At 64.4% G+C, this 22,327-nt stretch carries 23 protein-coding genes; 11 read left to right on the forward strand and 12 right to left on the reverse strand.

Going from position 1 to position 22,327, the window contains the following annotated elements:
• Window positions 1-52: 52 nt before the first annotated feature.
• On the reverse strand, window positions 53-595 hold the full coding sequence (locus A6A04_RS11615; RefSeq protein ID WP_068493054.1) for a peptidoglycan-binding domain-containing protein: 543 nt from the start codon (window positions 593-595) through the stop codon (window positions 53-55).
• 166 nt (window positions 596-761) lie between these two features.
• Between A6A04_RS11615 and A6A04_RS11620 the strand changes: the two genes are divergently transcribed.
• From A6A04_RS11620 to A6A04_RS11660, 9 genes are all read left to right on the forward strand, one after another.
• The gene (locus A6A04_RS11620) at window positions 762-971 is read left to right on the forward strand and encodes a SlyX family protein (protein WP_068493114.1); all 210 of its coding nucleotides are present in this window, start codon (window positions 762-764) and stop codon (window positions 969-971) included.
• A 301-nt stretch (window positions 972-1,272) separates the two neighbouring features.
• Window positions 1,273-2,373: a YeeE/YedE family protein gene (locus tag A6A04_RS11625; protein ID WP_068493116.1), complete on the forward strand. Its 1,101-nt coding sequence runs from the start codon at window positions 1,273-1,275 to the stop codon at window positions 2,371-2,373.
• A gap of 26 nt (window positions 2,374-2,399) precedes the next feature.
• Window positions 2,400-2,876, forward strand: coding sequence for a thiosulfate oxidation carrier protein SoxY (soxY, locus tag A6A04_RS11630; protein WP_245651177.1), 477 nt, complete (start codon window positions 2,400-2,402; stop codon window positions 2,874-2,876).
• 27 nt (window positions 2,877-2,903) lie between these two features.
• Window positions 2,904-3,230 carry a thiosulfate oxidation carrier complex protein SoxZ gene (soxZ, locus tag A6A04_RS11635; RefSeq protein WP_068493056.1) on the forward strand — a complete coding sequence of 109 codons (327 nt, stop codon included), beginning with the start codon at window positions 2,904-2,906 and terminating at the stop codon, window positions 3,228-3,230.
• A 34-nt stretch (window positions 3,231-3,264) separates the two neighbouring features.
• A complete protein-coding gene (locus tag A6A04_RS11640) occupies window positions 3,265-3,555 on the forward strand; it encodes a c-type cytochrome (protein ID WP_068493058.1) in 291 nt (96 codons plus the stop codon).
• A 10-nt stretch (window positions 3,556-3,565) separates the two neighbouring features.
• The gene (locus A6A04_RS11645) at window positions 3,566-4,837 is read left to right on the forward strand and encodes an NAD(P)/FAD-dependent oxidoreductase (protein WP_068493060.1); all 1,272 of its coding nucleotides are present in this window, start codon (window positions 3,566-3,568) and stop codon (window positions 4,835-4,837) included.
• Window positions 4,838-4,912: 75 nt separating this feature from the next.
• Window positions 4,913-5,611, forward strand: a complete 699-nt coding sequence (locus A6A04_RS11650; protein WP_068493062.1) for a c-type cytochrome — start codon at window positions 4,913-4,915, stop codon at window positions 5,609-5,611.
• Entirely contained in the window at window positions 5,608-6,156 is a 549-nt protein-coding gene (locus A6A04_RS11655; protein ID WP_068493063.1) for a NapC/NirT family cytochrome c, read from the forward strand. The genes A6A04_RS11650 and A6A04_RS11655 overlap by 4 nt, the downstream gene beginning before the upstream one ends.
• Before the next feature lie 66 nt (window positions 6,157-6,222).
• Window positions 6,223-7,545: a methyl-accepting chemotaxis protein gene (locus tag A6A04_RS11660; protein ID WP_245651178.1), complete on the forward strand. Its 1,323-nt coding sequence runs from the start codon at window positions 6,223-6,225 to the stop codon at window positions 7,543-7,545.
• A gap of 117 nt (window positions 7,546-7,662) precedes the next feature.
• Here A6A04_RS11660 and rodA read toward each other — a convergent pair whose 3' ends face one another.
• The 7 genes from rodA to A6A04_RS11695 form a co-directional block, all read right to left on the reverse strand.
• Entirely contained in the window at window positions 7,663-8,826 is a 1,164-nt protein-coding gene (gene rodA / locus A6A04_RS11665; protein ID WP_068493065.1) for a rod shape-determining protein RodA, read from the reverse strand.
• Window positions 8,826-10,700: a penicillin-binding protein 2 gene (mrdA, locus tag A6A04_RS11670; RefSeq protein ID WP_068493068.1), complete on the reverse strand. Its 1,875-nt coding sequence runs from the start codon at window positions 10,698-10,700 to the stop codon at window positions 8,826-8,828. The genes rodA and mrdA overlap by 1 nt, the downstream gene beginning before the upstream one ends.
• Before the next feature lie 9 nt (window positions 10,701-10,709).
• Window positions 10,710-11,225 carry a rod shape-determining protein MreD gene (gene mreD / locus A6A04_RS11675; protein WP_068493069.1) on the reverse strand — a complete coding sequence of 172 codons (516 nt, stop codon included), beginning with the start codon at window positions 11,223-11,225 and terminating at the stop codon, window positions 10,710-10,712.
• Window positions 11,222-12,121 carry a rod shape-determining protein MreC gene (gene mreC / locus A6A04_RS11680; RefSeq protein ID WP_068493072.1) on the reverse strand — a complete coding sequence of 300 codons (900 nt, stop codon included), beginning with the start codon at window positions 12,119-12,121 and terminating at the stop codon, window positions 11,222-11,224. Before mreC ends, mreD begins: the two co-directional genes overlap by 4 nt.
• Before the next feature lie 122 nt (window positions 12,122-12,243).
• On the reverse strand, window positions 12,244-13,284 hold the full coding sequence (locus A6A04_RS11685; RefSeq protein ID WP_008618978.1) for a rod shape-determining protein: 1,041 nt from the start codon (window positions 13,282-13,284) through the stop codon (window positions 12,244-12,246).
• A 107-nt stretch (window positions 13,285-13,391) separates the two neighbouring features.
• The gene (locus A6A04_RS11690) at window positions 13,392-14,936 is read right to left on the reverse strand and encodes a 2-isopropylmalate synthase (protein ID WP_068493074.1); all 1,545 of its coding nucleotides are present in this window, start codon (window positions 14,934-14,936) and stop codon (window positions 13,392-13,394) included.
• A gap of 188 nt (window positions 14,937-15,124) precedes the next feature.
• A complete protein-coding gene (locus A6A04_RS11695; protein WP_068493076.1) occupies window positions 15,125-15,364 on the reverse strand; it encodes a hypothetical protein in 240 nt (79 codons plus the stop codon).
• Window positions 15,365-15,584: 220 nt separating this feature from the next.
• On the opposite strand from A6A04_RS11695, the gene A6A04_RS11700 reads away from it, so the two are divergent.
• Window positions 15,585-16,796, forward strand: a complete 1,212-nt coding sequence (locus tag A6A04_RS11700; RefSeq protein WP_068493078.1) for a hypothetical protein — start codon at window positions 15,585-15,587, stop codon at window positions 16,794-16,796.
• A gap of 123 nt (window positions 16,797-16,919) precedes the next feature.
• Here the strand turns inward: A6A04_RS11700 and ilvC are convergent, their stop codons facing one another.
• From ilvC to miaA, 4 genes are all read right to left on the reverse strand, one after another.
• A complete protein-coding gene (gene ilvC, locus A6A04_RS11705; RefSeq protein WP_068493080.1) occupies window positions 16,920-17,939 on the reverse strand; it encodes a ketol-acid reductoisomerase in 1,020 nt (339 codons plus the stop codon).
• Window positions 17,940-17,993: 54 nt separating this feature from the next.
• Entirely contained in the window at window positions 17,994-18,503 is a 510-nt protein-coding gene (ilvN, locus tag A6A04_RS11710) for an acetolactate synthase small subunit (RefSeq protein ID WP_068493122.1), read from the reverse strand.
• A 19-nt stretch (window positions 18,504-18,522) separates the two neighbouring features.
• Entirely contained in the window at window positions 18,523-20,289 is a 1,767-nt protein-coding gene (locus tag A6A04_RS11715) for an acetolactate synthase 3 large subunit (protein ID WP_068493081.1), read from the reverse strand.
• A 101-nt stretch (window positions 20,290-20,390) separates the two neighbouring features.
• Window positions 20,391-21,335, reverse strand: a complete 945-nt coding sequence (gene miaA / locus A6A04_RS11720; protein ID WP_068493083.1) for a tRNA (adenosine(37)-N6)-dimethylallyltransferase MiaA — start codon at window positions 21,333-21,335, stop codon at window positions 20,391-20,393.
• A 335-nt stretch (window positions 21,336-21,670) separates the two neighbouring features.
• Between miaA and fsa the strand changes: the two genes are divergently transcribed.
• Entirely contained in the window at window positions 21,671-22,327 is a 657-nt protein-coding gene (fsa, locus tag A6A04_RS11725; RefSeq protein WP_068493085.1) for a fructose-6-phosphate aldolase, read from the forward strand.

Consider the following 22,327-nt stretch of genomic DNA (forward strand, 5'->3'; position numbering starts at 1 on the left):
CAGCCTGATCAATCCGGCCAAGCCCGCCGGAGATCAAACGGCGACTGCGCTGTTACACCAATCCAAGGGACACGATCGGTGGGTGGTAGATTTTCTCGGTTCGTGGCTTCCAGACATGCCCTGGTTCATCACGGATTCGCTCGTCATGGTCCGGGCGACGGTACTCGGGAATAACCTTGCCGTCTTTGTCCAGTCCGTACCAATCGACCTTGTACCTCAAACCACCCAATCCCGGCCCTGGGTTGTGAATCTCGACCTTGACGGGGCCATGGGTGGTCACATCCTTCGAGCCGCCCTTGTCCACGTCGCCGTCGTATTCCCAGTCCTCCTGAGTCTTCGCCGAGGCCAGGTGCTTGTTGATGGTGGTTTCGGTCGGCCCGCCGGGACGCATGAAGCCGTCCACCGTCAGCTCATTGTCCTGCTGGAAATTCTTGATGCCATCGAAGGTGGCCTGATCCGTCCAGGGTTGTATTCCTGTATCGTCCGGTGGCTCGTAATATCCAAGCTGGTTGAGAGCCGACTTGGTATTGACGATATCATCAGGATCGACGCTGTAATCCGCGCCGAAGGGCTGCTTGAGACTGAACAGGGACATGATGGGCTCCGCTGAGGATAATATGCCTAACCCCTGTCCGAGCCTATATGGATTTTGCGCGAAACGTCAAGAACAATTAGCGAACGCCGTGGCCAATCAACGATTGCCCGGGGTCTCGGGTTGGAGGGCCTTGCCTTTGTCGGCCGAACCGCCGATTGTCTGGGCCATGACCGACGATGACCGCCTGATCGCCCTGGAAATCCGCCTGGCCCATTTCGAGCGCATGGCCGAGGACCTGTCCGACATGCTGGTGGAACAGGGGCGCCAGATCGACCTGCAGGCCGCCCAGATCAAGCGTCTGCGCGAACGGATCGTCGAATTGGCCCAAGGCGGCGAGCGCTCGCCCCAGGATGATCAGCCGCCGCCCCATTATTGAGCCGACGCAAGGCGCAAACATGCACTTTAGATGTATTGCATATGAGACTTGCAAAATTTACTAACTCTGAAATATGCTTGTCTTTCACCAGGACCCGGAACCGGGCCGGTATATCCGAGCAGGCCGAAAGAGCCGCCGGATGGGGGGTAAGCGAATGGGGGAGGTTCTCCGCTAGGGGGAATGGGCCGCGACGGGCTTGCGGCAACTCTCAGACGCAGTGAAGATGGTTCGCGACGTGGGCGCCGTTGGTGTCCGCTTGCGCGTGAGTGTCCGTAACCTGATCTGCGAGGGGGGGAAGGGCGTGTCCGACCTGCCTGTGACCACAATCGTCGGTGCCGGGGCCTTCGTGGCCGGAACGCTGTTCGGCTGGACGGCCCAGAAGACCAATTTCTGCACCATGGGCGCGGTGTCCGACATCGTCTTCATGGGCGATTGGCGGCGCTTCCGCGCCTGGATGCTGGCGCTGGCGGTGGCGGTGCTGGGCACCCAGCTTCTGGCGCTGTCCGGATTGGTCGCCATCGGCAAGTCCATCTATCTCACCCCCAATCTGGGCTGGGCCGGGGCCATTCTCGGCGGCCTGATGTTCGGCTTCGGCATGACCATGGCCGGGGGCTGCGGCAACAAGACCCTGGTACGCATCGGCGGCGGCAATCTGAAATCGGTGGTGGTCTTCCTGGTGCTGGGCTTCTTCTCGTATATGACCCTGCGCGGACTGATCGCCCTGGCCCGGGTCGAGCTGGAACTGCTGAATCTCAATCTGACCAGCCTCGGCCTGGCCTCGCAGGGGCTGCCCGACATCCTGGCCAAGCTGAGCGGCATGGCGCCCGCCACGGCGCGCGCCGCGCTGACCGGCGTCATCGGCGGCGGATTGATGGTGTGGTGCCTGCGCGACGCCGAGTTCCGCGCCTCGCCCCGCGATGTGCTGGGTGGGCTGGTGATCGGCCTGCTGGTGGTGGCGGGCTGGGCGGTGTCGGGCATCCTGGGGGCCGACGAGTTCGATCCGGCTCCGGTGACCTCGTTCACCTTTGTCGCCCCCATCGGCGGCGCCATGCAGTATCTGATGAGTTTTACCGGCGCGACCATCGACTTCGGCGTGGCGGCGGTGGGGGGCGTCATTCTCGGCTCGTTCCTGGCGGCCAAGGCCTCGGGATCGTTCCAGCTTGAAAGCTTCACCGGCGCCGACGACATGCTCCGCCACATGATGGGGGCGGCGCTGATGGGGACCGGCGGCGTATTGGCCATGGGCTGCACCGTCGGCCAGGGCATCACCGGCATGTCCACCCTGGCGCTGTCGGCGCCCATCGCCCTGGGCTCCATCCTGTTCGGTGGCGTCGTGGGGATGAAGTACCTGGAGGAGGGTAGCCTGTCCGCCGCCCTCAAGGCTGTGTTCGCGCGCGGATGACGCGCCATTCATCGGGAAATCAGACCATGCGCCATTCAGACTTATCCAAGATGGGCGTCAACCGCCGTCAGGTCATGACCGCCATGGGAGCGGGGGCGGTGGGGGCCGCCTGCGCCGGCTTGCTGCCCGGCGTCGCCCAGGCCACCCCGGCCGAGGCCGAGGATATGATCAAGAGCCTGATCGGTACGGCCAAGGCCTCCGAGGGCAAGATCCAGTTGAAGCTGCCCCAGATCGCCGACAACGGCGCCACCGTGCCGCTGCGGGTGGTGGTGGACAGCCCCATGACCGAGGCCGATCACGTCAAGACCATCCATATCATCGCCGAGGGTAATCCGCTCCCCGGCGTTGCCTCGTTCCACTTCACGCCTAAAAGCGGCAAGGCCGACGTCCAGACCCGCATCCGCCTGGGCAAGACCCAGAATGTCCACGCCGTGGCGGTCATGAGCAACGGTTCCGTCTGGCGGACCAAGGAAGAAGTGAAGGTCACGGTCGGCGGCTGCTGACAATCCGGCATCGAGGAGTACACGAGCATGGCCAGCGCCAACACCAAGATCAAGGTGCCGGAGACGGCGAAGAAGGGAGAGGTCATCGAGATCAAGACCTCCATCACCCACGACATGGAATCCGGCCAGCGCAAGGACGAATCGGGCAAGACCCTGGCGCGCCGCATCATCAACAAGTTCGTCTGCAAGTATAACGGCGCCGAGGTCTTCCGCATGGACCTCCAACCCGCCGTCGCCGCCAATCCCTATATCGCGTTCTTCATGGTGGCGAGCGAGAGCGGCAAGATCGAGATGTTCTGGTACGACGATAACGGGGAAACCTATTCCGCCACCTCGGCCATCACCGTCGCCTGACGGCAAGCCCGATTTTCCTGGGGAGGAGAGCAGCATGAAGAGGTTTGTTGTCACGAGTGCGGTCGGTCTGGGCCTGGCCCTGGCGGCCACGGCCGCGCAGGCGGCCCCGATCAATGTCATGGCCGATGCCTGTTCCGGCTGCCACGGCACCGATGGCCAGAGCCTGGGCGCCATGCCCGCCTTCAACACCAAGACGGCGGCGGAGTTGAAGAAGATGCTGCGCGACTACCGCAGCGGCGCCCGCGAGGCCACCATCATGGACCGCATCACCAAGGGCTATTCCGAAGCCCAGCTCGACGCCATCGTCGACTCCTTCAAGAAGTGAGGGCCAGGCCATGATGAAGATTTCCCGCAGGACTTTCACCGGCCTGGTCGGCCTGGCCGGTGCCGCTTCCGCCTTTGGCCTGGTCGGCTGCGCCTCCGGCCCCCGCGTGGTGGTGGTGGGCGGCGGCTTCGGCGGCGCCACGGCCGCCAAATACGTCAAGCGCTATATCCCCGACGCCCATGTCACCCTGATCGACGGGGCCAAGACCCATGTCACCTGTCCGTTCTCCAATACGGTGCTGGCGGGCATCAATCCGCTGTCCATGCTGGAGAGGAACTTCGACGCCCTGGCCAACAAATACGGCATCGCCGTGGTCACCGACATGGTTACCGCCATCGACCCGGTGACCAAGGTGGTCAAGACCAAGGGCGGCGTGTCCATCGGCTATGACAAGCTGGTGGTGTCGCCCGGTGTCGACATGAAGTGGGGGGCGCTGGAGGGCTATGACGAGGCCGCCTCCATGATCATGCCCCATGCCTGGAAGGCCGGGCCGCAGACCACCTTGCTGCGCCAGCAGTTGGAAGCCATGCCCAATGGCGGCACCGTCATCATCAGCGCTCCGGGCAATCCCTATCGTTGCCCCCCCGGCCCTTACGAGCGGGCCAGCCTGATCGCCTATTACCTCAAGACCCAAAAGCCCAAGTCCAAGCTGATCATCCTCGACGCCAAGGACGCCTTCTCCAAGGACAAGCTGTTCAAGGAAGGCTGGGAAAAGATGTACGACAACATCATCGAATGGGTTCCGGCCGCCAAGAACGGCAAGGTCATCCGTGTCGATGCCAAGGCGGGCGTGCTGGAAACCGACTTCGACAAGTTCAAGCCCGCCGTGGCCAACGTGATTCCGCCCCAGTCGGCGGCGGCCATCGCGCTCGCGTCCGGGCTGGCCGACAAGAGCGGCTTCTGTCCCGTCGATCCCAACACCTTCGAATCCACCATCCACAAGGACATCTTCGTCATCGGCGATGCCTGCGTGGCGGGCGAGATGCCCAAGTCCGGCTATTCCGCCAACAGCCAGGCCAAGGTGGCGGCGGGCGCCATCGCCGCCATGGTGATGGGCGACAAGCCCGCTCCCATGTCGGCCATCAACACCTGTTACTCGCTGTTGGCGCCCGACTACGGCATTTCCGTGTCGGGCATCTATTCGGTGCAAGACGGCAAGATCGCCGGCATCAAGGGCTCGGGCGGGGTCAGCCCGTCGGGGGCGCCCTATCAGTTCCGCAAGAAGGAAGCCGATTTCGCCAGCGGCTGGTATGCCGGCATCTGCCAGGATAGCTGGGGCTGAGATCATAAGCACGAGTGTCGGCCGAGGCGGGGGCAACCCGCCCGGTACCGGCCTCGCAAAGGGAGGAGAGAGGGAATGTTGTCGCGCTGTCTGTTGGCCATCGCCGTTGCCGTGCTGCTGCTGACCGGGGGGAACACGGTCCGGGCGGCGGAGATCGAATCCTCCATCGCCCGGGGCGGTCGCCTCTATGACAACTGGTACAAGGAAAAGAAGCTGGATCGGCCCGACAAGCCGCATGCGGCCTATCCCGCCGATGGCAAGTATCCCAAGCAGTCCTGGCGCTGCAAGGAGTGCCATGGCTGGGACTACAAGGGCAAGGACGGCGCCGCCGCCAAGACCGACCATCTGGTTCCCATCAAGGGCATCACCGGTGCCATCGGCAAGGACCCCGCCGCCATCGCCGCCATCTTCCGCGACAAGACCCACGGCTATGGCCCGGACCAGTTGAACGACAAGGATGTCCAGGATCTGGCCCTGTTCGTCACCAAGGGCCAGATGGACACCGCCAAGTTCATCGATCCCGCCTCGGGCAAGCCCAAGGGTAATGCCGCCAAGGGCGAGGTCTACTACAACACGCTGTGCGCCGGCTGCCATGGCCTGGACGGCAAGAAGGTCAGCACCGGCGTGCCGCTGGGCCAGGCCGCCGACAATCCCTGGGACATGCTGCACAAGGCGTTCAACGGCCTTCCCGCCGAAGCCATGCCCGCGCTGCGGTCCCTGGACCCGTCCATTGCGTCCGACACGGTCGCCTATACCCAGTCGTTGCCCAAATGAGCCTGGGCTCCGATAACGGGGGCAGGTGCGGGCGCAAGCTCGGCCTGCTGGCCCTCGGTCTGGTGGCGGGCATGGTTCTGATGCTTGGCGCGGTGCTGGGATTCGAATACACCAATCGGACCGAGTTCTGCATTTCCTGCCATTCCATGCAAACCAATCACCGCGAACTCCAAAAGTCGGTGCATGGCTTCAATCGCTCGGGTGCCCATGTCCAATGCGCCGATTGTCACATTCCGAAAGAATTGGGACCGAAGCTGGAGCGCAAACTCTTTGCCGCCAATGACATCATCGCCGAGCTCAAGGGGACTCTCGATACCCCGGAGAAATACGAGGCGCGGCGAGGGGAACTGGCCGAAAAAGTGTGGAAATACATGGCGGCCAGCGGTTCGCGGGAATGCGTCTCGTGCCATTCCTATGAGTCCATGAATGGTCAGAAACAGACCACGGCGGCTCGCCAGAAGCACCAGGATGCCGCCAAGGACGGCCGCACCTGCATCGCCTGTCATAAAGGGGTTGCTCACAAATTACCACCGCGGGAGGAGTAGTTTTTCCTTGCCGCGGATGCGAAGCTCCCTATCCTGACCTTTGGTATCGTATGCAAGGGGGCTCCCGTGGCTGATCCGGTGGATATGGATGCGTTCGAGGCGCTGGTGGATCGCCTGATGGCCGGGGAGTACTGTTCCCTGGCCGCCAGTGACGAACGGCTGGCATCCAAGTTGAAGACCCTGGCCGAACGGCTGGAGGAGCGGTCACGCGCCGTGCTGGTTCAGTCGGTGGGCATGTCCATCCATCTCAACAGCACCGTGACCCAGGCGCTGCACACCTTGCGCAGTATCCGCGAGATGAGCCAGCGCATGACCACCATCTCGGCCTCGACCGAGGAACTGGTGGCCACCGTCCAGGCCATCAGCCGCACCTCGGAACTGGCGGCCAGCAATGCCCATGCGGTGCAAGGCATCTCCGACGAAGGGGCGCGCTCGACCGAAATGGTCGTTGATACCATGCGCACCATCGTCGCGACCGTCACCGACACCGCCGAGCGGGTGACCCATCTGGCCGAGGCCTCCAGCAGTATCGGCGCCATCGTCAAACAGATCGAACAGATCGCGCGGCAGACCAATATCCTGGCCATGAACGCCACCATCGAGGCGGCACGGGCCGGGGCGGCGGGCAAGGGCTTCGCCGTGGTGGCCACGGAGGTCAAGAATCTGGCCAACCAGACCGCCGCCGCCACCCAGGACATCAGGAAGCGCATCGACATGCTGCGCGAGGAGACCGACGCCATCCTGATCGGCATGACCAAGGGGGCCGAGACCGTGCGTCATGGCGAGGGCGTGGTCATGGACTCGGTGGGCAAGATGCGCTCGGTCAGCCAGGAAATCCGCGACGTGACCACCCTGATGCAGGAAATCTCCGACCATCTGGGCCAGCAGCGCCAGGCGGCGCAGGTCATCGCCGAGAATCTGGAAGAGGCCGCTACCCGCTCGGCCAGCGATACCAATGCCATCAACTCCATGATCGACACCTCGGCCCTGGCCAGCAATTCCCTGGTGGACCTGTTGTCCGAGGTCTCCAAGGTCCAGATGCGCAACGCCGTCATCCATCTGGCCAAGTCCGACCACATGATCTGGCGTCGCCGCCTGGCGGAAATGCTGGCGGGCCGGACCAGCCTCAATCCCAATGAACTGGCCGATCACAAGTCCTGCCGCCTGGGGAAATGGTATTACGGGGTCCAAGACCCCGCCATTCTCAACCATCCCGCCTTCAAGGCCATGGAAGCCGCCCACGAGAAGGTCCATCACCTGGGTATCGAGGCGGCGCGCATGTACCAGAACGGCAATTTCGAAGAGGCCGTGTCGGCGGTGGACGCCATCGAGGAGCCATCGCGTCAGGTGCAGGAACGCCTGGACGAACTGGCGGCGGCGTTCTCTTGAGGAGTCTGGGGCTGTCGTGGGGTGGCGGAATCTTTCGTCACCCCCGGACTTGATCCGGGCCCCCACGCCCATCCACGCTCCGTCCGTCAGGGCGTTTCACATATAGGGCTGGTCGCTCTATTCCTCTCCCATGCCCCGGCGCGAGATGGGCACGTCGCGGTGGATATAGGCGCTCATCACCAGGCCCCAGCCCGCCAGCAGGCTCAGCATGGCGGTGCCGCCATAGGAGATCAGCGGCAAGGGCACGCCCACCACCGGCACCAGTCCCATCACCATGGCGGTGTTGATGAAGAAATACAGGAAGAAGGTGGTGGTGATGCCATGGGCCACCAGACGGCCGAACTGCGAGCGGCAGCGCATGGCGATGGCATAGCCGAAGGCCAGCAACAGGGCGTAGAGGCCCAGCAGCACCAGCCCGCCCATCATTCCCCATTCCTCGGCGAACATGGTGAAGATGAAGTCGGTCTGCTTCTCGGGCAGGAAGTTGAGGCGGCTTTGGGTCCCCATCATGTAGCCCTTGCCGAACATGCCGCCCGATCCCAGCGCGATCTTGGACTGGGTGATGTGATAGCCCGCACCCAGCGGGTCATTCTCGGGGTCCAGGAAGATCAGCACCCGCTTCTTCTGATATTCACGTAGGAATTGCCAGGCCAAGGGGATGGCCGCCAACCCTCCCGCGATCACCAGCACGAATTTCCATACCCGCACCCCGGCCATGAAGAACAGGGCGCCCGAGGACAGCACCAACATCATGGCGGTGCCCAGATCGGGCTGCTTCAGCACCAGGATGGCGGGAGCGAAGACCATGATCAGCGGCGGGATCAGAAACAGCGGTCGCCCGATCTCCTGGAAGCCCGCGCCGTGGAAATAGCGGGCCAGGGCCAGGATCAGCGCGATCTTCATGATCTCGGAGGGCTGCAACTGGATGAAACCCAGGTCGATCCAGCGCTGGGCGCCCATGCCGATAGTGCCGCGCAACTCCACCGCCACCAGCAATATGAAGGCGATGACATACATGATATAGGCATTGCGCATCCAGAAGCGCAGGTCCACCAGGGCGATGCCGATCATGATGGAAATGCCGATGGCGAATCGGACCATCTGCTTCATGGCCCAGGGGTCCAGCGAGCCCTGGGCGGCGGAATAGAGGGTCGCGAAGCCGACGCAGGCGATGGCGGACAGTACCGCGATCAGCGACCAGTTGATCTGCCAGATCTTGTCGCGCACCGACATTTCGGTGCGGTTGAGGCGCGACGGCATCCGGGGCATGGGGCGGAGCATCAAAATCTCCTCAGATCCGTGGCGTCGTCCTTGGCTTCGGCGACCCGGGCCAGATCGCGCTTTTGCACCTCGATCATGATGTCGCGGGCGATGGGCGCCGCCACCGCCGAGCCGCCACCGCCATGCTCCACCACCACGGCAATGGAATAGCGCGGATTCTCTTCCGGGGCATAGGCCACGAACAGGGCATGGTCGCGCTCTTTCCAGGGAAGCTGGTCGTTCTTCTTCACACCGGTCTCGCGCTCGCGCATGGTGATGCGCCGCACCTGGGCCGAGCCGGTCTTGCCCGACAGCCACATGCCTTCCTGGGTGATGCGGGCCTTATAGGCGGTGCCGCCCGGTTCGTTGGACACGGCGAACATGCCCTTCCTGACCAGGGCGAGGCTTTGCCGCGACACGTTGAGATTGGGCCATTGGGGATTTGTCCGCGATTTCACCGATTTGTCGACGATGGTGTCGCGGGCCACATGGGGAACCACGCCGAATCCGCCATTGGCGATGCGGGCCGTCATCACCGCCAACTGGATGGGAGTGGTGGTGACATAGCCCTGGCCGATGGCGTTGATCAGGGTTTCGCCCGGATGCCAGGGTTGCTTCAGCGCCTTTTTCTTCCAGGCCTTGTCGGGAATGTTGCCGGGGCGTTCATTGGGCAGGTCGACGCCGGTTGGGCCGCCCATACCGAAGCGCCGGGCCATCTCGGCGATCTTCTCGAAGCCGGTGCGCCGCGCCACTTCATAGAAATACACGTCGCAGGAATTCTTGATGCCGCTGATCATATCCTGGGCGCCGTGACCTTCCTTCTTCCAGCAATGGAACTTGATGCTGCCCATCTGGGTATGGCCCGAGCAGAACACCCGCATCTCCGGGGTGATATCACGGGACTCCAGGGCGGCCAGGGCGGTGACCAGCTTGAAGGTCGAGCCAGGGGCGAACTGTCCGGCGATGGCCTTGTTGCTCAGGGGCGAGCGGGGATTGGTGGACAGGTCCTTCCATTCCTCCGAGGTCAGGCCGCGATTGAAGGCGTTGGGGTCGAAGCTGGGGGTGGAGGCCATGACGATGACGTCGCCGGTATGGATGTCCATCACCACCACGGCGGCGCTCTCGTCACCCAGGCGCTGGGCGGCGTATTCCTGCAGCTTGACATCCAGGGTGAGGTTGAGGTCGACGCCGGGCTCGCCCTCCTTGCGCTCCAATTCGCGGATGACACGGCCGACGGCGTTGACCTCCACCGAACTGGTGCCATGGCGGCCGCGCATGGCCATGTCATAGATGCGCTCGACGCCACCCTTGCCGATGCGGAAGCCGGGCAACTCCTCCAAGGGGTCGTCGGTCAGCTCGTTCTCGGACACGGCCGAGACATAGCCCAGAATGTGGGCGCCAAGGCTTTCCAGAGGGTAGTGACGGCTTTGGCCCACATCGATGATGACGCCGGGCAGGTCGGCGGCATTGACCTCGACCCGCGCCACTTCTTCCCAGGTCAGGTTCTCGCGCACGCTGATGGGAACGAAACTGCGCCGACGGCGCGCCTCCTTGTGGACGCGGGCACGTTCACCGTCACCGATGGTGATGATGCGCGACAGGGCATCCAGGGTGTAGTCCAGCGACGGCGTGCGTTCGGCCACCACCATGGCACGGTAATTGTGCTGGTTGACCGCCATGGCGATGCCGTTGCGGTCCAGGATCAGTCCGCGCGGCGGCGCCAGCAGGCGGGTGCTGACCCGGTTGTCCTCGGCCAGCATGGCGTATTTGTTCGCCTCCATGACCTGGAGGTAGTACATGCGCGCCGCCAGCGCCCCCATCAGCAGGGCCTTGCCGCCACCCAGAACCAGGGCCCGGCGCGAGAACATCTTGGAACGGTCGTTGTCGTGATACATCGCGCCGCCTCACACGTCCTTGAGGAAGGCCATCTGGGTCCGCGACAGGACCCAGGTCAGGACCGGGAAGCAGCACAGCGTCATCAGATATTCGAAAAGAGCGGGCGAGGGGTCGAGGGTACGGCCCAGCAACAGCGATACCAGCAGCCAGGCCAAGCCGACCGCGCCCGCCGTCAACAGGCCGAAGGCCCACCAGGTCACCGCGAAGGACTTGCCCAGGAAGAACTTGCGCTGCGAGGCGGCCGTCCCCTGAACCAGCAACATGACCAGGGCGTTGACCCCCAGCGGGGTGCCGCTGACGATGTCGTAAAGCAGGCCGATGATGAAGGCGAGCCAGGCGGGCAGCAGGTCGGGGCGGTAGATCGCCCAGTAATAGACCCCCATCAGCGGCAGCATGGGGGCAATGCCGGAAAAACCCGGCAGATGGGTGGGGACGGCGGTGAGCAGCAGCAGGATGAAGGTGACGCCAAACGGAACCAGGTGACGGACCCAGGTGTCCATCTTCACCCAGATGGACGGCGTCACTCCTCTTTCTCCTTGTCCTTGGACTTACGGCGGCGTTCGGGCGGCGGCGGCCGCTCGAACGGGATGATGCCGCCCAGGCCGAAATCAACGACCGACACGAATTCCAGGTGGTGACGCTGGACGAATGGGTCCACCCGGATGACGCCATCGGACACCGAGGAAACCACCCCGATGGGAAGGCCTGGAGGAAAAGCGCCGCCGGACGCCGCGGTGATGATCCGGTCGCCCACCGCGATATTGGGGCTGCCCGCCACATAGGTCAGGCGGGGGCGGCCGGAATTGTCACCCGACAAGATGGCGCGGGTCCGGGTGGATTCCACCAGAATGGGGGTGCGGGCATTGATGTCGGTGATCAGCAGCATGCGCGACGAGCGCAGGCCGACCTCGGCGATGTGGCCCACCAGGATCTCACCGGACAGAACCGCCTGGCCCTTGCGGATGCCGTCCTTGGACCCGGCGCCCAGCAGCATGGAATGACCGAAGGCCGATCCCATGTCGCCGATCACCCGGGCGGTGACGAAGGCGGGGTCGGGATCGGGGATGACGTTGAGGCTCTCGTGCAGGACCACGTTTTCCGATTCGAGGCGCCGCGCCACCGTCTGCCAATGCATCAGGCGGGCGTTTTCCTCGCGCAGGCGGGCGTTCTCGGTGCGCAGATTGGCCAGTTCGTGGAAGTTCTGGGTGACCATGGCCACGGTGGCGGCGGGGCGCGACATGGCGTCAAGCACCGGGGCCAGGGCATCGGCCACCAGGGCGCGGGTGCGTTCAATCAGGATGATATCGGCCTTGCCCAGGATCATCAGCGCCACCGAGGCGACGATCAATGACAGGAAGGCAAAGCGCTGGACGAGCAGCCTGAACGTGGCGAGCCGACCTGCCGCACCCGACTGCTTCACCCCTGTCCTCCGTCCTGGAATGTCCACCCTGCCGCGAAGGATGGACTCATCCATTCACACTACTATATCTAGTGATGGCGCGCCAGTGAAGTTTGGGGTCCGAGCGACCCCATACCCTACAGTTAGTACATGCTGGTCAGCACGTTCTTCAGCTTGGGCATTTCCTCCAGGGCGCGGCCGGTGCCCAGCGCGACGCAGGACAGCGGATCGTCGGCGATGGAGACCGGCAGGCCGGTGGCATGGCGCAGCACATAGTCCAGATTGGACAGCAGGGCGCCGCCGCCGGTGAGCACGATGCCCTTGTCGACGATGTCGGCGGCCAGTTCCGGCGCGGTGTGTTCCAGGGCGACCTTGACCGCCTCGATGATGGCACCCACGGGTTCGGCCAGGGATTCTGCGATCTGGCGCTCGGAGATGATCAGTTCCTTGGGCACGCCGTTCATCAGGTCGCGACCCTTGATCTCCATGGTGCGGCCCTCGCCATCCTCGGGCGGGCAGGCGGAACCGATTTCCTTCTTGATGCGCTCGGCCGAGCCTTCACCCACCAGCAGGTTATGGTTGCGGCGGATATAGGCGATGATGGCTTCGTCCATCTTGTCGCCGCCGACGCGCACCGAGCGGGAATAGACGATGCCGCCCAGCGACAGCACGGCCACCTCGGTGGTGCCGCCGCCGATATCCACCACCATGGATCCGGTGGGTTCGGTCACTGGCAGCCCGGCGCCGATGGCGGCGGCCATGGGTTCCTCGATCAGGAAGACGCGGCGCGCGCCGGCGCTTTCCGCCGATTCCTGGATGGCGCGGCGCTCGACGGCGGTGGAGCCCGACGGCACGCAGACGATGACCAGGGGGCTGGCGAAGCTGCGGCGGTTATGCACCTTGCGGATGAAATGCTTGATCATCTCTTCCGCCACTTCGAAGTCGGCGATGACACCGTCGCGAAGCGGCCGGATCGCCTGGATGTAGCCGGGGGTGCGGCCCAGCATCATCTTGGCTTCGTCGCCCACGGCCAGGACCTTCTTCTTGCCCTTTTCCTCGGCGATGGCCACCACGGACGGTTCGTTCAGCACGATGCCTCGGCCCTTGACGTAGACCAGCGTATTGGCGGTACCCAGATCAATCGCCATGTCCGCGGACATCCAACCCGTCAGCTTCGAAAACATTATCCCTCGCTCAACATCCGAAATCGTCTGCAAGTACGACGCCGCCAGCTCGGCCGGAGCGGGGTCGCGGTTATCAAATCAGAATTTCCCCCAAGCTTGGTGCTATATCACGCCGTGAGGGCGTCGGGGGCGGTTTTTTGCCGTTTCACCAAAAGTTTGTTCAGCGCGTTGACATAGGCCCGCGCCGAGGCCACCAGAGTGTCGGTCTCGGCGCCCTGGCCGTTGACGCTCTTGCCGTTTTCCTCGAGGCGCACGGTCACTTCCGCCTGGGCATCGGTTCCCTGCGTCACGGCGCTGACCTGATAGAGCTGCAGCCGCGCCTCATGGGGGAATAGCGCCTTGATGGCGTTGAAGGTGGCGTCCACGGGCCCGTCGCCGGTGGCGCGCACCTCTTTCACCACGCCGTCCACCGACAGTTCCAGAACGGCCGACGGCGGCTGGTGCTTGGTGCCGCACAGCACCTCCAGCGACACCAGCTTGACCCGGTCATTGCCGCGCACCACGGCGTCGTCCACCAGGGCGACGATGTCCTCGTCGAACACGTCCTTCTTGCGGTCGGCCAGATCCTTGAAGCGGGTGAAGGCGTCCTCCACCGCGTTGTCGCCCAACTCGTAGCCCAGCTCTTTCAGCTTGGCCTTGAAGGCGGCGCGGCCGGAATGCTTGCCCATCACCAGATTGGAGCGGTTCAGTCCCACGGATTCCGGGGTCATGATCTCGTAGGTTTGGGCATGCTTCAGCACGCCGTCCTGATGGATGCCGGATTCATGGGCGAAGGCGTTCTTGCCGACGATGGCCTTGTTGGGCTGGACCACGAAGCCGGTGATGGTGGAGACCAGCCGCGAGGCCCGGGTGATGGCCTCGGTCTTGATGCCGGTCTTGAAGGGCATCAGGTCGGGCCGCGTGCGCAGCGCCATGACGATCTCTTCCATGGCGGCGTTGCCGGCGCGCTCGCCGAGGCCGTTGATGGTGCATTCGATCTGCCGCGCGCCCTTGCCCACGGCGGCCAGGGAATTGGCCACGGCCAACCCCAGGTCGTTATGGCAATGGACCGAGATGATGGCCTTGTCGATATTGGGCACCCGGTTGAACAGCATGGCGATCAGGGCGCCGTATTCCTCGGGGATGGCGTAGCCGACGGTGTCGGGGATGTTGATGGTGCGCGCCCCGGCATGGATGGCGGCCTCGACGCAGCGGCACAGGAAGTCGTGCTCGGTCCGCGAACCGTCCTCTGCCGACCATTCCACGTCGTCGGTCAGCGAGCGGGCATAGGCCACCGAGTCCTTGACCTTCTCCAGCACCTTTTCCGGCTCCATCTGCAACTTGTACTTCATGTGCAGCGGGCTGGTGGACAAGAAGGTATGGATACGGCCCGAGGCGGCGGGCCGGATCGCCTCGGCGCAACGGTCGATATCGCCCTTGGTGGCGCGGGCCAAGCCGCAGATGGTGGATTTGCGGACCGCCTTGGCCACGGCCTCCACCGCTTCGAAATCGCCATTGGAGGCGATGGGGAAGCCCGCCTCGATGACGTCGACGCCCATCTCCTCCAGGACCAGGGCGATCCTGACCTTCTCCTCCAGATTCATGGAAGCGCCGGGCGATTGCTCGCCGTCGCGGAGCGTGGTGTCGAAGATGATGACGCGGTTGGTGTCCATTCAGGGGCTCTTGAAGCGGGCGGGAGGAGGGTGTTTCACGTTGAGGCACAGGGAAGTATGAGTCTACCCCACATGTCAACAGGATCGTGTGTGAAACATCGGCAATGTGACCATATTTCGTGTTCCCCAACGGAAGCGGCCCCAGCGGACCATCCGCCGGGGCCGTTCCTGGACGAGTCCGCCCGCGCCTACTTGCGCAGGTTGACCTGATCGGGGCTGGTCAGGCCACCGATGGCCGCCCCCGCCGCGCCGCCGAGCAAGGCGGCGCCGACCACCGGCCCGCCCGCGATGGCGGCGATACCGGCACCGCCGGCGGCGCCGATGGCTCCGCCGGACAGGGCTCTCTGCTCCCATTCCTTCATGTTGGAGCAGCCGGAGACTGTCAAGGCCAAGGCCGCGACAGTCAGTGCGGCAATACGGGACCTCATCATACTCTCCTTTTCATGTCGAAGACTTGCCTTAGCTTTCACCTATCAGAGTGAGGCTTGATGGCGATGGTAGGATATTGTGAAGCATAATTATGTGGTCATCTTCACAGAATTTGAAAAATAGAAGCATTATCATGTGACCATGGAAAACGGGGTTCCCTCGTCTCCGTCCAGCCTCACGGGAAGGCCACGGGACGAAGGCCGGACCATGGAGATGAAAATGAGTACCGCTTTGACCCTTACCCAATCCGCCGACATCGACGAGCGCATCCGCCGCCGGATCAACGGGACGCTGGAAGGGCCGGTCATGACCATCCTGGCGGAGCGGATTCCCGATCTGGCGCGGCTGCCCCAGGGTGGCGCCCTGGAAGCGGTCCTCAATGATCATGTCCTGCTGCATCGCTGCTTCCAGTCGTTCCGGGCCGAGCGCCCGCGCTTTCGCTCGATGCTGGTGGACCGGCGCGACCGTCCGGTGGAGAACGACAACACGCCGCTGGCCTGTGGCCGTAGCGTCAATCAGGTGATCGCCATGATCGTCCGTTCGGCGGCCAAGCGGCATTTCCGCCGCCGTCAGGAGCGGCTGGCCTTCTGGGGCGGCACCACCGCGCGGCTGGCCGAGCGGCCCGAACCCGGTGTCGGCGGCCTGCTGGGCTGGCTGATGGGGCGGAGCGACGAGATCCGCAGCCGCCCACCGGCCACGGCCAAATCTCCGGCGGATCAGCTTTACGACGCCATCCGCCGCTATCTGCTGCATGACTGGCAGGTGCCCATCATCCCGCAATACGCCCGCATGACCCCGCCCGAGGTCCGCGAGCTGGGATCGCGCATCCTGGACTTCCGCGACGCCGATCAACTAGCGGCCTGGCTGGATGGTGGCACCGAGGGCCGGGTGCCTGCCCTTCTGCCAGAAACCCAGCCCGAACCGCCCGCGTCCCTGGCCACACCGGTCGCGGAAGAGCCAGTCACAATGCCGCTGCCGCCGGTCATCGGCGCCGCCGCCCTGCCCAGCGCGCCTCTGTTCGGACCCAGCCGCGCCCGCCTCAGCGAGGTTCTCGGCCCCGATGGCCGCTCGTTGCGCATGGAGACCATGGCCACCATCCTGGTGCGCCCGGAGATCAAGGCCGCCCTGGGCCTGCCCAGCCGCGAGGAACTGGTGCTGGCGTCCCGCGCGGTGTCGCGAACCGGCGCCGCGACGGTCCGCCGCCTGGTGGTGGATTTCGGCCTGTCGGCGGAGCAGATGGCGGCGGTGCTGGCCTCGGCGGCGCTGATGCTGCCGCTGGAAGTTTATGAACGGCTTTTCGGCCGCAAGGGCGAGGCGGCCCTGATCCTGGCCCTGGTGGCCCGCACCCGGGCGGCTGGCCTCGGCCCCGACAGCCCCCCCGATGCCCTGGCCGATTTCACCCGGACCCTGTTCGGCCGCTTCCGGAAGTAAGAGAGGTACAAACAAGAGATACTCCTCCCCCTCCCCCGGCCCTGCCGGGGGAGGGGGAGACGGGCATGAAAAAGCCCCCGGCGGTGTCCCGCCGGGGCTTCGTCGTCGGCATGGAGGTAAGGCTTAGTTCTTGGCCTTGTCCACCAGCTTGTTCTTGGCGATCCAGGGCATCATGGCGCGCAGCTTCTCGCCGACGACCTCGATGCCGTGCTCGGCCTGGATGCGACGGGTGGCCTTGAAGGAGGGCTGGCCCGCCTTGCATTCCAGCATCCAGTCACGCACGAAACGGCCGGCCTGGATGTCGTCCAGGACCCGCTTCATCTCGGCCTTGGTTTCGGCGGTGATGATGCGCGGGCCGGTGACGTAGTCACCGTATTCCGCCGTGTTGGAGATGGAATAGCGCATATTGGCGATACCGCCCTCGTAGATCAGGTCCACGATCAGCTTCACTTCGTGCAGGCACTCGAAATAGGCCATCTCGGGGGCGTAGCCCGCCTCGACCAGGGTCTCGAAGCCGTACTGGATCAGCTTGGTCAGGCCGCCGCACAGGACGACCTGCTCGCCGAACAGGTCGGTCTCGCATTCCTCGCGGAAGCTGGTCTCGATGATGCCGGAGCGGCCGCCGCCGATGGCCGAGGCATAGGACAGGGCGATTTCCAGGGCGTTGCCCGAGGCGTTCTGCGCCACCGCCACCAGGCAGGGGACGCCGCCGCCCTTGAGGTATTCGCCGCGCACGGTGTGGCCGGGACCCTTGGGGGCGATCATGAACACGTCGAGATCGGCGCGGGCCTCGATCAGCTTGAAATGGATGTTCAGGCCGTGGGCGAAGACCAGGGCGGCGCCCTGCTTCAGGTTGGGGGCCAGATCGGTGTAGTACAGCTCGGCCTGCAACTCGTCGGGGGTGAGGATCATCACCACGTCGCCCCACTTGGCGGCTTCGGCGGGGGTCATGACCTTCAGGCCCTCGGCCTCGGCCTTCTTGGCGGTCGCCGAACCGGCGCGCAGCGCCACGGCCACGTCCTTGATGCCGGAATCGCGCAGGTTCAGGGCATGGGCGTGGCCCTGCGAGCCATAGCCCACCACCACCACCTTCTTGCTCTTGATCAGATTGACGTCGGCGTCACGGTCGTAATAAACGCGCATGGGAGGTTCCTTTCGGCTGGCGGAGACGGCTCCGCGCAAAATCTGGCGGGCTTTCTAAATCGGATTCGGTCCGCGCGCAATGGCGACGACGCCGGTTCGCGACACATCGGCCAAGCCCAGCGGCGCCATCAGGCTGATGAAGGCATCCACCTTCTCGGTGGCGCCCACCACCTCGAACACGAAGCTTTCATTGGTGGAATCGATGGCGCGGGCCCGGAAGATATCGGCGATGCGCAAGCTTTCCACCCGCTTGTCGCCGGTGGCGGTGACTTTGACCAGCGCCAGTTCGCGCGACACATGCGGGCCTTCGGTGGTCAGGTCGTGCACCTTGTAGACCGGCACCAGGCGGCGCAGCTGGTTCTTGATCTGCTCGATGATCATCTTGGTGCCGCTGGTCACGATGGTGATGCGCGACAGCTTCTCGGTGGCGTCCACCTCGGCCACGGTCAGGCTTTCGATGTTGTAGCCGCGGCCCGAGAACAGGCCGATGACCCGGGCCAGCACGCCGGATTCGTTGTCGACCAGGACGGCGATGGTGTGGCGCTGGATTTCTTCGTTCTTGATCACAGTTTTATCCCCCTTCCTACACCAGAACCATGCCGTCTTCTTCGGAGCCCGGATTGTCGCGGGACTTGTCCTCCGGACCTAGCACCATCTCGTTATGGGCCATGCCGGGCATGATCATGGGGAAGACGTTTTCCGAGGCGTCGGTGCGCATCTCGACGATCACGGGCCGGTCCACCGCCATCATTTCCTTGATCACGTCGTCCACCTGACCGGGCTGTTCGGCGCGCAGGCCTACGGCGCCGAAGGCCTCGGCCAGCTTGACGAAGTCGGGGTGGTGGTCCATGTGGCTTTCGGCGTAGCGGCCGCCGTGGATCAGCTCCTGCCACTGGCGCACCATGCCCAGATACTGGTTGTTGAGGATGACGATCTTCACCGGCAGGCGATGCTGCACCAGGGTGGCCATCTCCTGGATGTTCATCTGGATCGAGGCCTCGCCCGCGATGTCGATCACCAGGGCCTCGGGATGGGCCATCTGCACGCCCATGGCCGAGGGCAGGCCATAGCCCATGGTGCCCAAGCCGCCCGAGGTCAGCCAGTGATGGGGCAGGTCGAACTTCAGATACTGCGCCGCCCACATCTGATGCTGCCCCACTTCGGTGCAGATATAGGGATTGCGGTGGCGGGTCAGCTCGTAGACGCGCTGGATGGCGTATTGCGGCTTGATCAGCTTGTTGGAGTTCTCGAATTCCAGGCATTTCAGGCCGCGCCATGCGTCGATCTGCTTCCACCAGGCCTTCAGCGCCGATTCGTTGACGCGGCACTGCTTGGCCTTCCAGACCTTGATCATGTCTTCCAGCACATGGGCACAGTCGCCCACCACGGCCAGGTCGACCACCACGTTCTTGTTGATGGAGCTGGGATCGATATCGACGTGGATCTTCTTGGAATCGGGCGAGAAGCCATCCAGCTTGCCGGTGACGCGGTCGTCGAAGCGGGCGCCGATATTGATCATCAGATCGCAATCATGCATGGCCATGTTGGCTTCGACCGTGCCGTGCATGCCCAGCATGCCCAGGAACAGCGGGTCCGAGCCCGGGAAGGCGCCCAGGCCCATCAGGGTCAGGGTGCAGGGATAGCCGGTCATGCGCACGAACTGGGTCAGCAGCTGACAGGCGGCCGGGCCGGAATTGATGACGCCGCCGCCCACGTAGAAAATGGGGCGCTTGGCATGGGCGATCATCTCGATGGCCTTCTCGATGGCCTTGATGTCGCCCTTGACCTGGGGCTTGTACTTGGACTTGACCTTGGACGGCGGCTGGTATTCGCCCTTGCTCTGGATCACGTCCTTGGGCAGGTCGATCAGAACCGGGCCGGGACGGCCCGACCGAGCGACGTGGAAGGCCTCGTGCACCGTCCGCGCCAGATCGTTGACGTTCTTGACCAGGTAATTGTGCTTGGTGCACGGCCGGGTGATGCCGGTGATATCGGCTTCCTGGAAGGCGTCGTTGCCGATCAGATGGGTGGGCACCTGGCCGGTCAGACAGACCAGCGGCACCGAGTCGCACTGGGCATCGGCCAGGCCGGTCACCGCGTTGGTGGCGCCGGGACCCGAGGTCACCAGGACACAGCCGACCTTGCCGGTGGACCGGGCATAGCCTTCGGCGGCATGGACGGCGGCCTGTTCGTGGCGCACCAGCACATGGCGCAGCCGGTTCTGCTTGAACAGCTCGTCATAGATGGGCAATACGGCGCCGCCGGGATATCCGAAAATGACCTCGACACCCTGGTCGACCAGGGCCTTCAAGAGGATTTCCGCTCCGTTCAGCGTATCGTGATGCGCCATGTTTGCACCTTAATCCGTTATCAATAGGCCCGCGCCACGCGGGCAAAGGGGAGGTCCCGCGCTGCTGCACTGCGGCGCGAGGGGCACAAACTATCCGCATGTCACCGGGGGGTCAAGTGCGTTTGGCGAATTTTCAGAAAGATTGTGGCTATTAAACTTTCCGAAAGTTGCTCAGACACGGTCTCGGACGCCATCAACTGATGGCGGAACCATGTGACTTGTCGCTTGGCGTAGTTCCGGGTGGCTTGGCAGGCGGCGGCGATGGCGGCGTCCAGCTCCATCTCGCCCGCCAGATGGGCCATCAGCTCGCGCAGGCCCAGCGCCTTCATGGCGGGCAATGCCGGATCGAGTCCAAGATCGGCCATGGCGCGGGCCTCGTCCAGGGCACCTTGCGCCACCATGGCGCGGAATCGGCGATCGCAAGCCGCATATAGAGGCTCGCGCTCGGGCAACAAAGCGATGGTGAACCAGCGGGCGGTGACGCCACCACTCAGGGGCTCGGCCTGCCACTGGGCCAGGGAACGGCCGGTGGCTGCCAGGACTTCGGCGGCGCGGACCAGCCGCTGGCTGTCGCTGGGCCGCAGCCGTTCCGCCATGACCGGATCGCGGGCCGCCAGTTCGGCGTGGAAGGCGGGGGCACCCACCTCAGCCATGCGGGCGCGGGTGGCGTCCCTGACCTCGTCGGGAATGTCGGGGATGGGTGACAGGCCTTGCATCAGGCTGCGCAGATAGAGGCCGGTGCCGCCCACCACGATGGGCAGCTTTCCCGCTTCCCAGGCGACGTTCATTTCTTCCGCCGCCAGATCGCGCCAGCGTGCCGCCGAACAGGCCTCGGACGGGGGCAGGACGCCATAGAGGCGGTGCGGCACGACGGCGTGGTCAGCGGCGGGCGGCTGGGCGGTCAGGATGGGCAGCCCGGCATAGACCTGCATGGAATCGGCATTGATCACCACGCCGTCGAACTCGCGGGCGAGACGCAGCGCGAGCCCCGACTTGCCCGAGGCGGTGGGACCGGCGACGACGATGGCGGGGGGAGGAGGAGTCACGGGTCGAGCAGGGAGAGGATGTGGAATTCGTGATCAAACCCTCGCCCGCTAGCGGGAGAGGGTGGCGAGCGGAAGCGAGCCGGGTGAGGGCCTGGATGGTCGACATGAGCCCTCACCCTCCGGCCCTGTGGGCCTCCCCCCTCTCCCGCAAGCGGGCGAGGGGGTGAGAGGGGCATCAGGCACAGGATTTCCTTCAACTGTTCCGCGGCCGAAGCCATGGGGCACCTCCAGCCTCCATAATAGCCCAGGCTGGGCGGTCCCGCGACAGGCATTGGCGATTGACCCGGCCCGGGGGCGCGCTAGTCTATGGCCCGCATTGCAGTGAGAGGCCCGCCATGAAGTTCTTCATCGATACCGCCGAAGTCGCCGACATCCGCGAATTGGCCGAGACCGGCCTGGTGGACGGCGTCACCACCAATCCCAGCCTGATCGCCAAGAGCGGGCGCAAGATCCTCGACGTGATCGCCGAGATTTGCGACATCGTTCCCGGCCCCATCTCCGCCGAGGTGGCCGCCACCGATTTCGACACCATGCTGGCCGAGGGCCGCAAGCTGGCCAAGCTTCGCTCCAACGTGGCGGTGAAGGTGCCGCTGACCCCGGCCGGGCTGAAGACCTGCAAGGCCCTGTCCGATGACGGCGTCAAGGTCAACGTCACCCTGTGTTTCTCTGCCAACCAGGCCATCCTGGCGGCCAAGGCCGGGGCCGCCTTCATCTCCCCCTTCGTCGGGCGTCTTGACGATATCGGCCAGGACGGGATGGAGCTGATCGCCGACATCGTCGCCATTTATCGGGAATATCCCATGTGGCGCACCGAGGTGCTGGCCGCCTCCATCCGTCATCCCATGCATGTGACCGAGGCGGCGCGCCTGGGCGCCCATGTGGCCACCATGCCGCCCTCGGTGCTGCGCCAGATGTACAAGCATCCGCTGACCGACAAGGGCTTGGAGGCCTTCATGTCCGACTGGGCCAAGACCGGCCAGTCGATCCTGTGA

Source organism: Paramagnetospirillum marisnigri (assembly GCF_001650715.1).
Lineage (GTDB): Bacteria > Pseudomonadota > Alphaproteobacteria > Rhodospirillales > Magnetospirillaceae > Phaeospirillum > Phaeospirillum marisnigri.

Coding starts and splice junctions, on each gene's coding strand:
- A6A04_RS11690 (WP_068493074.1), bottom strand. CDS start 14,936: ATGGACACCAACCGCGTCATCATCTTCGACACCACGCTCCGCGACGGC.
- A6A04_RS11695 (WP_068493076.1), bottom strand. CDS start 15,364: ATGAGGTCCCGTATTGCCGCACTGACTGTCGCGGCCTTGGCCTTGACA.
- A6A04_RS11645 (WP_068493060.1), top strand. CDS start 3,566: ATGATGAAGATTTCCCGCAGGACTTTCACCGGCCTGGTCGGCCTGGCC.
- A6A04_RS11715 (WP_068493081.1), bottom strand. CDS start 20,289: ATGGCGCATCACGATACGCTGAACGGAGCGGAAATCCTCTTGAAGGCC.
- soxZ (WP_068493056.1), top strand. CDS start 2,904: ATGGCCAGCGCCAACACCAAGATCAAGGTGCCGGAGACGGCGAAGAAG.
- soxY (WP_245651177.1), top strand. CDS start 2,400: ATGCGCCATTCAGACTTATCCAAGATGGGCGTCAACCGCCGTCAGGTC.
- rodA (WP_068493065.1), bottom strand. CDS start 8,826: ATGCTCCGCCCCATGCCCCGGATGCCGTCGCGCCTCAACCGCACCGAA.
- A6A04_RS11650 (WP_068493062.1), top strand. CDS start 4,913: ATGTTGTCGCGCTGTCTGTTGGCCATCGCCGTTGCCGTGCTGCTGCTG.
- mrdA (WP_068493068.1), bottom strand. CDS start 10,700: ATGTATCACGACAACGACCGTTCCAAGATGTTCTCGCGCCGGGCCCTG.
- A6A04_RS11655 (WP_068493063.1), top strand. CDS start 5,608: ATGAGCCTGGGCTCCGATAACGGGGGCAGGTGCGGGCGCAAGCTCGGC.
- fsa (WP_068493085.1), top strand. CDS start 21,671: ATGAAGTTCTTCATCGATACCGCCGAAGTCGCCGACATCCGCGAATTG.
- A6A04_RS11620 (WP_068493114.1), top strand. CDS start 762: ATGACCGACGATGACCGCCTGATCGCCCTGGAAATCCGCCTGGCCCAT.
- A6A04_RS11615 (WP_068493054.1), bottom strand. CDS start 595: ATGTCCCTGTTCAGTCTCAAGCAGCCCTTCGGCGCGGATTACAGCGTC.
- A6A04_RS11685 (WP_008618978.1), bottom strand. CDS start 13,284: ATGTTTTCGAAGCTGACGGGTTGGATGTCCGCGGACATGGCGATTGAT.
- ilvC (WP_068493080.1), bottom strand. CDS start 17,939: ATGCGCGTTTATTACGACCGTGACGCCGACGTCAATCTGATCAAGAGC.
- A6A04_RS11700 (WP_068493078.1), top strand. CDS start 15,585: ATGAGTACCGCTTTGACCCTTACCCAATCCGCCGACATCGACGAGCGC.
- A6A04_RS11640 (WP_068493058.1), top strand. CDS start 3,265: ATGAAGAGGTTTGTTGTCACGAGTGCGGTCGGTCTGGGCCTGGCCCTG.